Origin of the sequence: Gluconobacter sp. DsW_056 (assembly GCF_002153595.1) — a bacterium.
GTDB classification, from domain to species: domain Bacteria; phylum Pseudomonadota; class Alphaproteobacteria; order Acetobacterales; family Acetobacteraceae; genus Gluconobacter; species Gluconobacter albidus.
In genome coordinates this window covers 1-14104 of record NZ_JOPF01000007.1, presented here as the reverse complement: position 1 = coordinate 14104, position 14104 = coordinate 1, and the positions used below count along the sequence as shown (strand labels likewise).

Genomic DNA, 14104 nt, shown 5'->3' with positions numbered 1-14104 from the left:
CAGATGCTATGGCTTCGCGTGAGGCTCTGTCAGGCTCGGCTGGCCATTTTCGATGTGCCCCGCCAGCTGCAGGGTTGTGTGGGGCCGTTCGGCGGACTGGATGAGCAGATCGTACCAGTATGAAGCCGGGGCAATGGCCCAGGGGGTCGTCAGGGTTTCGTCGGGCTGCAGGGAAATTGTGCGATCTCTGGCGCTGTGTTTTTCCGTGATGTGGAAGTTCTGGAGCCTGGGCGTCCCGTTACGAAGCGACAGCAGCAGGACGTCACGCTGCGGATCGTACTGGAGTGTGGCTTCGGGAAGCTCCTGTCCGCGCAGGGCGCGATAAAAGCCGTTGGGGCCGTGAACCGTGACGGGATTCTGATCGGAAGGGTTTGCCGGAACGGACAGGCTGGTGCGGGCATCGAGGGTGTAATGTCGGGTGGTGCCGTTGGAACGGACCCGGAAGACGGTGCCCTGTAGGCCCGTATTGGTCAGTCTGAGGGTTTCGGGGGCGAGGAAATCGGCCTGTAAATGATAGGGCAGGGCGCGGGCCGGGCGTTGTCCAGTTTCCTGTCGGGGCAGTTTCTGGACTGTCGGGACGACCGGATGGGGAAGCACGCAGGAGCGTCGCGTTTCGGGGAGATAGTCGTCCGTGTTTGGGAGGCTTGCGGTCCATGTCCGGTCTGTCTGGACAAAATCGAACACGGATGTCAGGTCGCCGCATACGCTGCGACGCCACGGCGTGATGTTCGGGCATTTAACGCCAAACCGCTCTTCAAGAAAGCGCAGAACGGAGGTGTGGTCGAACACCTGCGAATTGACCCAGCCGCCTTTTGTCCAGGGCGAGACGATGATGGCGGGGACGCGCGGGCCGAGTCCGACCGGAACATCGTGATAGGACTCTCCCTGTGTTGAAACCGTCCCGCCGCCCTGCTCAGGTGTCAGTGCGGGGACCGGGGCGGGGACGTGGTCGAAAAACCCGTCATTTTCATCGTAATTGAGGATGAAGACGGTGCGTGACCAGACGTCGGGATGGCGGACGAAGACGTCCATGAGCTGGGAAATGAGGTGTTCGCCGTAGCCGGGTGGGGCGTTGGGGTGTTCGCTCAGGGCTGTGGGCGGGACGATCCATGAGACCTGAGGCAGGCGTCCTTCCGAGATGTCGCGTTCGAATTCGGCCACAAGATAGCGGCCTTCGGTTGTGTGCATGTCGGCTTCGGTGGAGCCGGGCACGATCTGACGCGCCCTGCGATACTGCCAGGATGCCGGGTCGAGGTTGCGAAACTGTGCGAAGGACGCCAGCGGGTTGTCGCCGAAATTGTCGTATTCCTGATAGACGCGCCAGGAGACACCCGCGTCCTGAAGTTTTTCTGGATAGGTGTCCCAGCGGAACGGCGTGAAATCGGGGTGGTCATGGGCCATGTCGGCCGACCAGTTCCCGTCATCCACATTCTCGACGGCCTGTTTGCCGGAATGGCTAACGGCCAGACCGCTCGTTCCGGAAAACAGGAAGAGACGGTTGGGATTGGTCGGGCCGAAAAGGGAGGCGTGATAGGCGTCGCAGATCGTAAAAGCGTCGGCGAGGGCGTAATAATAGGGAATTTCAGCGCGGGTGAAATGACCCATGGTCATGGGCCCCTTGTGGGAGATCCATGTGTTCCAGTCGTTCCATGCGGCCTGGGTGCCTTTCCAGCTGTGATCGAGACTGGCGAGGCAGGCGCTGGAGGTGTGGGCTGTGTTGAACAGGAACGGGAGGACGGTGCCTCCCTTTCCGTCAGGTTGGGCAAAGACGCTGCTGCCGTCCGGCAGGCGTTCGGCGCGGGGGTCTGCGTAGCCGCGCACCCCCTGAAGGCAGCCGAAATAATGATCGAAAGACCGGTTTTCCTGCATCAGGATGACGACATGTTCCACGTCCTGGATCGTGCCTGTGACGGTATGCGGCGCGATGGCGAGAGCACGCTTCAGGTTCTCGGGCAGGAGGGCTGCCGCCGCGATGGCGGAGCCGAACCGGAGAAACTGTCGACGGCTGGGGGAACGTGGCATCAGGGCGTCATCCGTGAAGAGGTCAGCGATCAGAAGAAGTGCTTGCGCAGGGTAAAGAACACCATGCGGGGGGCACCGGCCTGAAGGGTCTGCAGGCTTCCGGTCGGGTCGCTGACGGCAAAGCCCGTGCTGCCGACGGTGGCGACATAGCGTTTGTCGAACAGGTTGGTGACGTTGATCTGGGCATCCAGACCATGCAGCACCCAGTTATGGCTGTGGAAGCGATAGCCGACATTCAGGTTGAAGATGTCGTTCGGTTTGATCCACTGGTCGTTCGTGTAGGTGTAGGTTCTGCGGCCCTGATACTGCATGCCGACATTGCCCCAGATCGAGCCGTCGTCGTAGCTGAGCTGTACGTTGGCCAGATTGCGCGGCATGGCGACAACGCTCTTGCCTTTGGTGGCGTATGTCACGCCGCCGGTCGTCAGGTTGTCGTCATAGGTGGACTGGTTGTAGGCGTAGGAGGCGTAAATCGACCAGTTATCGGTGAAATGGTAGTTGAAGGCAGCGTCGATGCCGCGTGCCGTGACACCGCCGACATTGCTCAGGATGCTGGCATAGCCCTGAACGTTCGTGCCGCTGGACACAGGCGAGATGGAGGCAAGGCGGTTTTCGAATTCAATGTAATAGCCGGTCAGGGACGCCTGAATGCGGTGGTCGTGATAGCGGTAGCCGATTTCTTCGCTGTAGGACATTTCAGGATGCAGCGAATTCTTGGCCGCTGCATACGCTGCGGTTGTCATGGCGAACGGGCTGGTGGCGCCGGTTGTGGAATTGTCGAAGGCCGCCATGTTACGGGCGAAATCGGCGAAGATTTCGTTGTGACGATTGATGCGGTAATTGCCGCCAAGCTGCGGCAGGAAGCCGTTGGCTGATGTGATGGACCCTCCGGCATAGGTGTTGGCGACCGGCGTGCCCATGTAATTGCCTTCAAGCTGGCGGGCGTGATTGTCGACGACCAGCGACTTGAAGCCGTAATTCAGCTTGAAGGCCGGAGTGATCTGCCAGGTGTCCTGAAGGTGGAACTGGTATGTCTTGGTATTGAACGCGCTCTGCCACTGCGTGGCGAACGGATTGTTGCGGAACCAGTGAACTGAACTGCCGGTATAGCCGCTTTCGCTCAGCGGATAAAAACGGCGTGCCTGTTCAAAGTCGTTGTTTTCGAACCAGAAGCCGCCGTCGATCGTGTGATGAGCGATTTTGTAGGTCAGGCCGCCGATAAAGCCTTCGCGGTGGATGTCATATTCGGTGGTTCGTACCGAAATGGGCGAGCCACCCAGTGAGTCAGGCGTGGGTTCGTAGGGTGTGGCGTAAATGCCTTCGCCGGTATTGGTATGGCCGTAGACCGTGGCGTAGCCTTTGAGGCGGCTGGTAATATCGAAGTCCAATCGTCCGTAGCCCAGCGCGTCCTGACGCAGGCCGGCGGAGTTGTAATAGGACTGGTCCTGATTGGTGATGCCCTGCGGGAAGGCCGTGCCGTTCTGGTAGGCCCGGGCGATCTGCTTGGCCAGTCCGTAGTCGTTGGTGACGTTATCGACATTGTAGCCGCGGGTGTGGATCAGCTGCAGGGACAGATCCTGATAATCATTTTCCGCGCGCTGGCTGTAATCGCCGAACAGGGTCAGCTTGACCTTCTCCCCCAGCGGCTGGATGAACTTGGCGTTTGCCTGCTGTTGCTGCTGGATGCCGTCGCCTTTCCATTTGTTGGCGTCCTGATAATCGTATGAGACGTACAGTCGTCCGCCGCCCGGCAGCGTGCCGGAATTGACGCGGGCGAATGTGCGCCATGTGCCGTAGGATCCAACCGTTCCGGCGACGTCCACGCCATATTTGGTGGTGGGGTCGATGGACGTGAATTCGAGTGCGCCGCCGAGGTCGTTCGAGGCGGCAACACCGACTGATCCTGCACCCTGGGCGAGTGTTGCGGGGCCGTTGTTTTCGGTCTGCAGGGCGCGGCCGATCGACAGACCGTTATCGTTGCCATAGGCGAGGTTGCCGAGCGGGATGCCATCCATCGTAAAGCCGAGACGGCTCTGGTCGAAGCCACGAATAATGATCTGCTGCGACCATTCGTAAGCGCCCAGCGGGTCTGAAGACGTGAACATGACGCCAGGGAGTTTCGAGAGCGTTTTCAGCGGGCTGGTGCCGGGGGCGACTTCCTGTAGCGCCAGATGCGAAAGGGTCTGGGTTTCGCGCGAGGCGCCCGAGCCGAGAACGACGATGGATTCTGATTTGTTGGAAATGGCAGCGTCCGGTGTGCTGCTTTTTCTGGCGGCAGCCTTCTGGGGGGCTGGCCGGGGTGTCCTGTGCTGGGCATCGTCTCCGTGGGAGGGTGTTTTTGCAGGGACTGGAGCCGCATGGGCGCTGTAGAAGACCAACGAACTCAGACAGGTGGTGAGCAGGACACCATTCTTTTTCATTTCGCGTTTTCCCGGCATCAAGAAGATAAAATCTGGGCGGTGATAACGCGGCGAACATTATGTTCGCGTATCTGTGATGTCGTGTAATAGTTTCATGACAAATATGTTTCATAAATATTATGAAGAAGTAAATAATTTTTCAGAATAGGTTCTCGTCCTTTAATGCGGAGTATAGTTCTGCTTCAGGTTCCGGTCGGGAAGGCCGCGTGTTACTGCGGGTCTTCCCTTTTATCAGACGTTATGCCGGTGGCTGGGCCTGCATGACGAAGTGCAGTTCGCCGCCTGCGAGAACGTCCTGTTGATGCAGGAACGGGGTGCTTAAAGGCTGACCGTTGAGCGTCATCTGGCCGACATAGGGATGAGCGTCGTCCAGATTGTCGGCTGTGACCGTAAAATCATGTCCGTTGCCCAGATGCATGGTGGCACGGGAGACGAAGGGCCGGCCGATTGCATATTCCTGACTGGCCGGAGCGACAGGGTAGAAACCCATGGCCGTGAACAGATACCATGCGGACATCTGGCCCAGATCGTCATTGCCCGCCAGACCGTCGGGGCGCAGGGCGTATTGCGTCTGCATGATCTGTGTCAGGCGCTGCTGCGTTTTCCACGGGGCACCTGCGTAGTCGTAGAGATAGGCGACATGATGGTCGGGTTCGTTGCCATGTGCGTACCAGCCGATCAGACCGCTGATATCCTCGACGTTCTTGAAAATCGCGGGATCGACCTTCGTGTCGAACAGTTCGTCGATCCGTGACGTGAATTTTTCGCGGCCGCCCAGGACCTTGATCAGGCCCGGAATATTCTGCGGCACATACCACGAATACTGCCAGGCATTGCCTTCGGTATAGTCGCTTCCATAAGCGGCCGCGGCGGGGGTAAAGGGCGTGTGGAACGCGCCTGAGGATGTGCGGGCGCGCATGAAGCGCGTTTCGGGGTCCCAGACTTTCCGCCAGTTGTCGGAGCGCTTTTCGAACGTGCGCGCCACGTCGGTTTTGCCCATCGCGCGCGCCATGCGGGCCAGTGCCCAGTCGTCATAGGCGTATTCCAGTGTCTTGGAAGCGCCCTCGGGCTCCTTGTCGATCGGGACGTAGCCGATTTTCATGTAGTCGGTCAGATCGCCGTAGGGTCCGTAGGTCGCGCTGCGGATCATGCCCTTGAGCGCGGCTTCGGCATCAAAGCCGCGCACGCCCGCCAGATACGCATCCGCAATGACCGGTACGGCGTGATAGCCGATCATGCACCAGGTCTCGAGGCCCTGATACGCCCAGACCGGCAGCAGGCCGAACGGGCTGGTCTGCTGGGATGCGATGAGCGAGCGGATGAAATGTGAGCTCATATCGGGGCGCAGGATGGCCAGAAGCGGCTGTTGCGCGCGGTAGACGTCCCACATTGACCATGTGGAGTAGAACTCGAACCCATCCGCGCGGTGGCGCTGATAGTCCGGGCCGGTGAAGTCGCCGTTGGCATCCATGCTGAGCGTGGGGGCCAGCATGACGTGATAGAGCGCGGTATAGAACTGCGTCCGCTGCTCCGCCGTGCCCTGCATGTCGATGACTGACAGGGCCTTGTTCCATGCGCCCAGGGCCTTGTTGTGCTGTGCATCGAAATCCCAGCCCTGTCCTTCGCTGTCGAGATTGGCGACGGCGTTTTCCTCGCTGACCGGGGAGATGGATGTTTTGACGAGGAGCGGCTCTTTCAGGCGTCCGAAATCGAACACGCCTTCCAGTTCGCGGCCATTCTGGGCCTCATGATCGACAGGGTGGTTCCCGGGGCCGCCGAAGCCGCGATAGGCCACTTTCGTTTCGCGGTTATACAGTGTGCGTTCCGTCATGGGTTTTGAAAAACGCATGGCAAAACACAGGGTCCGCCCCGGCGCCCAGCCCCGCGTGGTCCGGCAGCCCGAGACCGTGCCATCGGTGGCAACATGCAGGCGCGCCCACAGAACCTTGCCCGGATAGTCGTAGATGCTGGGTCGCAGGTCCAGCAGCAGATGGGCGGGTTTGCCTTTAGGGAACGTATAGCGGTGCCATCCGACACGGCGGGAGGCGCTCAGTTCGGCGCGGATTTTATAGTCGTCGAGCGTGACGGCGTAATAGCCCGGAGTTTCCACTTCCGTGGCGTGGCGGAAGCGGGAGCGGTATCCGCTTTCCGGCACGGCGGCGTCGCCAGGCTCCAGTCGTACGTCGCCCGTAATCGGCATCATCAGAACGTCGCCGAGATCGGAATGGCCTGCGCCCGAGAAATGGGTGTGCGAGAAGCCCAGGATCGTCGGATCGTCATACTGATAGCCCGCCGCCCAGGCGTAGGCGTGATGGAAATCCGTCATCGCGGTATCGGGGGAGAGCTGGATCATTCCGAATGGCATGGTGGCGCCGGGATAGGTATGTCCGGCGCCTCCGGTTCCGATGCGCGGATCTACAGCAGAGGCGGGAGAGGCGTCCGGCTTTGGGGGCTGCTGCGGTGTGGTCTGGGCATGGACGGGCAGGAAAGCCGTTCCGGACAGGAGGGTTGCGGCCAGAAGGCTTCGGGCGAGTGTGGAAAGCGACATAAGGGCTTGGGACTCCGGGAAATAAACGGTCAGGGGGACGGGGGGTGAGCGTGGCCCAGCAGTTCAAACTCTCCGGCCTCGGCAGAAGCGGGCTGGAGCACATGCCAGCGATACAGTCTGTGCGGCGTATGGTCGGGTAGAAGGAACGGGCGTGTCTGGTGTTTCCAGGGGAATGTTTCGTTCTCGCGATGGTCGATTTTCTGCCATGTCTTTCCGTCATCCGAAGCCAGTACGTCCCATGCGGACGGGGCATGGCCGGGCATGTCGGTGGAGGTGAGCGTATAGGCCAGCGCGGAAGCTGCGGCGGGGAGTGTGACCATGACATCTGCGCCTTTGAGGGAAGCGGAGGTCAGAGCGTCATTATCGAACAGCGCGTCCGGTCCGGTATGGGTTGCCCCGACGATATCGGCCAGATCGACCGCGGGGTCAGGGCTGTGTCCGGCCGGGGTCAGGGAGGGCAGCGACGCTTCTGGCGCGGTTCCCCAGTGCGACGGATGCGGCCCCATGCGGAACAGCAGGTCGCCTCCATCCGCGATGTCGTCATGGCCCAGCCACCAGCGCGTGAGCGGTTTGCCGTTCAGGCTGACGGACTGGACGAAGCGGTTGCGGTCGCTGATACCGGGCGCCCGGACTGTCAGGACATGTCCTTTTCCGAGCGTCAGCCGCATGGTCTCGAAGCGCGGCGCGCCGATGGCGTAGGTCGGTGTGCCCATGCGCAGCGGATAGAACCCCGCCGCGCTGAAGATCCACCAGGCCGACATTTCGCCATTATCCTCATCGCCCGGATAGCCCTGGCCGATCGCCGTGCCGCGATACAGCCGGTTCATGACGTCGCGGATTTTGTCCTGCGCTTTCCAGGGTTGGCCGGCGGTGTCGTACAGATAGAGGATATGATGTGCGGGCTGGTTGCTGTGGCTGTACTGGCCCATGCGGATGTCGTGCATTTCCCGCATTTCGTGGATTACGCCGCCATAGGCGCCGGTGTGATAGACGCCGGGCGTTGCGAAATAGGCGTCCAGCTTGCGCGCCAGTCCGTCGCGTCCGCCGTAGAGGCTGGCAAGTCCCTGCCCGTCCTGAACGGGGTCGAAGGCCATGGTCCAGGCGTTTGTCTCGGTATAGTCGCCACCCCAGGCGAGCGGATCGAACTGTTCTTTCGTGGCTCTCCACTGTCCGTCCGGGCGGCGGCCGACGAAAAACCCGACATCCCGGTCAAACAGATGGACGTAGTTCAGGGCCCGGTTGTGCAGATACCAGCTTTCCGCCGCGTAATCGGCTTTTGTCGCATCGGGCGTGGAGGCGGACAGGGAGGCCGCCATTTCACCCAGAGCAAAATCATTGAGCGTGGCGGCATTGGACCATGACAGGGCTTCGTCCGTATCGGTGTCGGTGTAGCCTCTGAACATGGAACGGTTGAGGCCCTTGCGGCCCACGCCCGGATTGTCAGGCATGACGGTCGCGTCCTTCAGGCCTGCGCGATAGAAGGCCGCGGCATCGAAGTTGCGGACATGTTTGGCGTAGGCGTCCGCGAAGGCGACGTCTGCACTTGTTCCGGTCATGAGGTCGGCATAGCCGGGCGAGGACCAGCGCGCGATCCAGCCGCCTTCGCGGTATTGCTGGACGAAACCGTCGATCAACTGACCGTCTTCTTCGGGTGTCAGCAGTGCATAGGCGGGCCATGCCGTGCGGTATGTGTCCCAGAAACCGTTATTGACGTAGAGCGGGCCGTCCACAACCGGAGCGCCGGTCTGCGTTGGGCCGTCGGGGTGCTGTCTCGGCTGGAACGGGCTGGCATGTCGCAGATGCGGTGCCTCCATTGTGCCGACATTTTCAGCCGCGTTGTTGGGATAGAGATAGAGGCGGTAGAGGTTGCCGTAGAGCGTGCGCTGCTCATCCGGAGGTGCGCCGGGGATCTGGATGCGGTTCAGCCTGCTGTTCCAGGCGGCTTTTGCGGCCTGTGCGACTGTTTCCAGTGTGGCGCCGTGTGGCAGTTCGAGCGCAAGATTGTGTCGCGCCTGATCGAGACTGATGAGCGAGGTTGCAATCCGGACCGTGACCGTGGGGTTGGCTGTGGTGTCGAACGCGGCCCAGACTTGCACATCGTCGCGTTTCTGGCCGGTCAGGCGGCCTTGTGCGACGGCGGGGCGATCAAATTCGAGATGGACATACATCCGGCTTGCGCCGGTGGAGAGGTCGCTGGCGACATCCGTGTAGCCGTCTGCACTGCGTCCGTCCGGAGCGATTTTCAGACGGCCCTGATTGGTAATGTTGTCGAACACGATCTGTCCGCGCGTTGTGCCGCCGGGATAGCGGAAGCGCAGGATGGCCGCGTGGTCGGTCGGGGACATGTCTGCCGCGATTCCGTTATCCAGTGTGACGGCATAGCGGTAGGACAAGGCGGTTTCGTGGTCGTGCGTGAAGCCGATGGCGCGTGCGGTCCGGTCTGCGGAAGGCGTGTCTGGGCCGAGGGCTGGAATGATCTGGAAGGTATCATGATCGCCCATCCACGGGCTGGGTTCGTGGCTGAGGGACAGGGCTTCGAGGCGCGAATGGTTATCGGGGCCGTTGCGTTCCTGATACTGGTAAAGCCAGTTGGAATTGCCCCGCGTCACGGGTGTCCAGAAGTTGAACCCGTGCGGCACGGCCACGGCGGGGAAGTTGTTTCCGCGCGAATAATGGCCGTTCGCATTGGTGCCGCGCCGCGTGTCCACGAGGTCGGCGGGCGTCAGGCTGGTTTGATCCGGGATATTGGTGATGAAGGCTGCATCAAGATACACGCGGCGTGTTGTGCTATTTGGCGCGTGGGACGTCAGTTCGAGGGCTGCAACAGTCCGGCCCGCGGCGATGTTGCCGAGAGGCACGTCCACGAGCGTCCACTGGTTGGGGTAGAGTGCGCGTCCTGCGCCCTGACCCTGTGCTGTCAGGTCGGCGCCGGAAAGATCATGGGCGCCGAGTGTGGAGGCGCGGGTGCCATCGGTGAACAGGATGTCGAGGCTGGTGTATGTGGCGTCGTCCGTCAGGGAGAGCGGGTCGGCGACAGGGAAGATGGTGTAGGTGAGGTGCGACTGTCGGGCGATGCGAAAGGCGGAACCGGGTTTTGCGATGACCGTCCGCAGGTCTGTTGCAGTGGTGTCGAGGCGAAGGGTTCGGAGGTTGGTCAGGCCGCTTCCGGCACGGGCCGTTAGAACTTCGTCTTTCGTGGGGCCGTCTGCACTGGTCAGGCTCCAGTCCGGGCCGGAGCCCGGCTGGAGGGTGAATGGCACAGGCGCCTCCGTTCTGCCGGAGGGCGCGGGGGGTGCCGGAAAGGCTCGGGGCACCCCCATGGCGATCATCGCCATGAGGAATGCCGTGCGCGAAGAGGAGCGCCTGATTGTGTGGTGCATCACGCCTTACAGTGTTGCCGTAACTCCGAAGCGGAAGGCCCGCCCCAGGGCACCACTCTGCGCCCAGGATGAGTTGTAAAGATAGGACCCATAGGTGCCAAAATCATATGGCGCCTTGAAACCGGCCAGATTGTAGATGTTGACGTAGCCGGCCCACTGTTTGTTGAACTGGTAGTTCACGGTCATGTCGAGATCCCAGAAATGGCGGACATTGCACTGGGACGGATAGAAGCTGCTGACATCCTGATAGAGGGCGTAGTTGCAGTTTCCGGCCGTGCCCGGGCCGTCATTGTCTTCTGCCGTGCCGTGATAGCCGCTGGTGTAATAAACCGTGAAAGTCGTCGAGAGTTTGTTCCAGGTGAAGGTGTTCTGCCAGTTGGCGCGCCAGCGGGGCGTTCCCGAGGCTGAGGTCGTGTTCCACGGGCCTTCGGTTCCGGCAAAACGTTCGACGCCTACGCCGGGGATGGTCTGGTTGAAGCGGTGGACCCATGTTGCATGGCCGTTGCTGTACCAGTTGATCATCTTCAGCGGGCCGGGCAGGCGATGGGTGATCGACAGGTTGAGGTCAACGCCGTCGGTCATCATGCTGTTGGCGTTGATGTAAGACGATTCAATGATGCCTGCACGGCGGGGTGCGTCAGGATGCAGCGGGTCCGCAATGTCCGGGACCACGGTGTTGCCGTCGATCATGACCGTCTGGTTGGTGTTCATGGCCTCGTAGGCTGCCGCCACGGTTGCTGCCGGGGTCGGGTTGGAGACGATGACGTTCTTCTCGCGGATGTACCAGTATTCCGCGCTGAACGTCATCCACGGGAAGGGGTGAAAGACCGGGCCACCCGTGAAGGTGTTGTTTGTCATGGGCTTGAGGTTCGGGTTGCCGACGCTCTGGCCGCCGAGACTATAGGCCTGTGCGTAGCTGTCCTTGCTGCCGTTGGAATCCAGATGCTGGTTGATCCAGGTCAGGTTCGACGGGCCGTAGGACGTATAGCCAATGGTGGTGCCGTTGGTTTCATAGAAACTCGGAACCTGAAAGCCCTGCGACCAGGTGCCACGGAGCATGAACTCTTTGCTCGGCTTGAAGGTGGCGCCGATTTTTGGAGAAAAATGGCTGAAACCCGTAGAATAGGAGTCGTAACGTCCCTGGAAGTCGGCGTTCAGCATTTTCACGATGGGCGCGTTCAGTTCGAAATAGCCCGAATAGACGTAACGATGGCCGATCGCGCTGAACGGGTTGATGCTTTCGTACTGGTTGTTGACGTCAGTGGTGTCGACCGGGTTGGCGTTAGGGGCGCTGAAGCCTTCGTAGCGGACGTTTGTTCCGATCGCGAGGTTCAGCATGCCGCCGGGCAGTCGGACGAGCCCTTTGGTGACGGAGGCCTGCCAGGAATATTCTTCTGTCTTGGAATGGACGATTTCTGTCGGCGCGATGGCGTTCTTTGCTGCCGTGGAATTGGCGCTCTGGTCGACGAAATTATAGGTGCCGTTCTCGATCGCATTATTGAGATCGCCGATATTGATGTAGTTGCCGTATTTTGTCGAAAGATCGGTATTCATGCCGACCATGCTGGAATCATAGTTCCAGTCACCGCCCCAGCTTGAGGGTTCCCAGCCTGTCAGATGCATGGATCCGCGGTAGTTCTGTGAGAACTGCGTGACTTCCGTGGGGTCGATGAAGCGTCCGTAAAGCTGTGCGCTTTCGTTGAGGGATGCATAGGGGTTGTTCGGGTTCAGCGAACCGTCCGGCAGATAGGCCGGGGCGAGCACGCCTTTGCTCGTTCCGAGCTGTGATTGTGTGTTGGCATAAAACGCGCTGGGTGTGCCGCTGTAGGAGGACAGGTTCTGGGAGTAGGTGAACATGCTGACGAGCTTGGCGCGCGGGCCGAGCTTGACCGTGAGATGCGCGGTGGCTTCCACACGGCGGTCATACGGTGAGATCACGCTGTATTTCGAGACTGTGTCCTGCTGGCACAGGCTGCTGACGGACCCTGTTGGCGTGCCGGTTACATAGCCCGAATGCGCTCCAGACAGACCGTTGCAGCCCGAGGTCGGATTGAGTAACTGATAGCCACTGAGGGATTTTCCGCTGCTGTCGACGGCCTTGGCCACGACGCCTGTGGTCTGCGTGACGGCATTGCTGAATGTGCCGTCCGAGCCGAGGATGTTTCCATCCGCGTTGCCGCCACCGATGCCTGTCAGGTTGCTGGTGTTGTAGGGATAGCCGATCTGGCTGTTGGTGATCATGTCATCGGACTGGTATTCCGAATTGACATAGAAATTGTAGCCGTCCTTCTCCAGATCGCCTACGCCGTAATTGGCGTAGAGCCGCTGGTGGCCGCCATAGCCGCCCTGATTGAGGCCGCCTTCGGCGTTGCCTTCGAAGCCCTTGATCTGTTCGCGCGTGATCATGTTAATGACGCCGGCTACGGCGTCAGCGCCGTACAGTGCGGAGCCGCCATCCTGCTGCACGTCGATGGTCTGCACCAGAGACGCCGGCATCCAGTTCGTATCAACGAAGTTGCGCGCGCCATCATCGCCTGCGGGATAATAGGACAGGCGCATGCCGTCCATCATCACGAGTGTTGCGGAGGTCTGGAGGCCGCGAAGAGAGGGGGCAGACGCGCCGCCCGCGAAGGCGCCATTTGCAGAGAAAGCGTTGGTCAGGTTGCCAGAACCGTTGGATGACAGAAGCTGGAGAGCATCGGTCACGGTCTTGATGCCGCGTTGCTGGAGCTGTTTGGCCGTGATCTGTTCGATCGGGGACGCGCTGCTCAGGTTCTTGTCGTGGAACAGCGTTCCCGTGACGACAACACTTTCCGCACGGGTTGAATTGACGCCTGTTGCGGCGGCTTTTTGCAGCGTGGCCTTGCGGGATGATGTGGTTGCCGAGGCTTTTCCCGTGGCAGTGCGGCTTTGGGGCTTGGTCTGTTTCGGAACGGCAGTGCTGTCTTGTGAGGCGCTGACGGCCTGGGCCTGCGCCGAGCCGGTGGGTGCTGTTACAGCGGCCCCGGTCAGCGCGGAAAAGGCGAAAAGCATGATGTTTCGACGTGGTGCTGATCTGGCTTTCATAGAAACACAATCCTCACGCTGGGAGAGAAAACTTGGGGATTCGTTACCGGGTGATGTCATTCCGTAAAAATAACATAATGATCTGATAGCTTGGCTTTATTGACTGAAGAACTGGAGAGTCGGGCCAAAACGTATTAAATATAAATTTAATATCGTTGTGTTGCATGAAAACCTGACTCTGGTCATTTGTTACGAAATGAAACGGAAGTTATTACCGAAATTATGGAAATTTATAATTTCGAAGTGGGGTATTGTATTTTAATTTTGTTCAACCTTTGTTCATGTATTTGGTTGTTGTTTTAATGGAATGATAATTTCGCGGCAGGATTGATGACGATGCGCGCGTATTCCCAAATCGGCTGTGGAGGCGTGGGCTCTGTCATCCGTGTCGTTGCAGCTTTCAGGTGGAAATCGTAAAGCCGGTTCCGAATGGACGGATCTGGAGGCCCATGTGGCCCGGCTCCGTGCTCAGATCCGTGCGAACGGAGGACATTGAGCATGGGTGAACGCTGGCTTCCGGTTTGGCGTCGGGCACAACGGACGGACATGATCGCGCCTGACGAACATCCGGGCGTGGGGCAGACGATCCTCCTCGGCGGTCAGCATGTCCTTGCGATGACGGGATCGACCGTTGTGGGGCCGCTGCTGATGGGGTTTGACCCCAATGT

At 60.1% G+C, this 14104-nt stretch carries 5 protein-coding genes; all 5 read right to left on the bottom strand.

The window, feature by feature from the left end; all coding sequences use genetic code 11:
• Window positions 1-6: 6 nt before the first annotated feature.
• The 5 genes from HK22_RS05780 to HK22_RS05760 all read right to left on the bottom strand — a co-directional run bounded on the left by HK22_RS05780 (window position 7) and on the right by HK22_RS05760 (window position 13436).
• Window positions 7-2022, bottom strand: a complete 2016-nt coding sequence (locus HK22_RS05780; RefSeq protein WP_086648643.1) for a phosphocholine-specific phospholipase C — start codon at window positions 2020-2022, stop codon at window positions 7-9.
• A 29-nt stretch (window positions 2023-2051) separates the two neighbouring features.
• The gene (locus tag HK22_RS05775) at window positions 2052-4442 is read right to left on the bottom strand and encodes a TonB-dependent receptor (protein WP_233142437.1); all 2391 of its coding nucleotides are present in this window, start codon (window positions 4440-4442) and stop codon (window positions 2052-2054) included.
• A 238-nt stretch (window positions 4443-4680) separates the two neighbouring features.
• Entirely contained in the window at window positions 4681-6990 is a 2310-nt protein-coding gene (locus tag HK22_RS05770) for a GH92 family glycosyl hydrolase (RefSeq protein WP_086648642.1), read from the bottom strand.
• Window positions 6991-7019: 29 nt separating this feature from the next.
• Window positions 7020-10250, bottom strand: a complete 3231-nt coding sequence (locus tag HK22_RS05765) for a GH92 family glycosyl hydrolase (protein WP_233142435.1) — start codon at window positions 10248-10250, stop codon at window positions 7020-7022.
• A 126-nt stretch (window positions 10251-10376) separates the two neighbouring features.
• Window positions 10377-13436 carry a TonB-dependent siderophore receptor gene (locus tag HK22_RS05760; RefSeq protein WP_086648640.1) on the bottom strand — a complete coding sequence of 1020 codons (3060 nt, stop codon included), beginning with the start codon at window positions 13434-13436 and terminating at the stop codon, window positions 10377-10379.
• Between the last annotated feature and the right edge of the window lie 668 nt (window positions 13437-14104).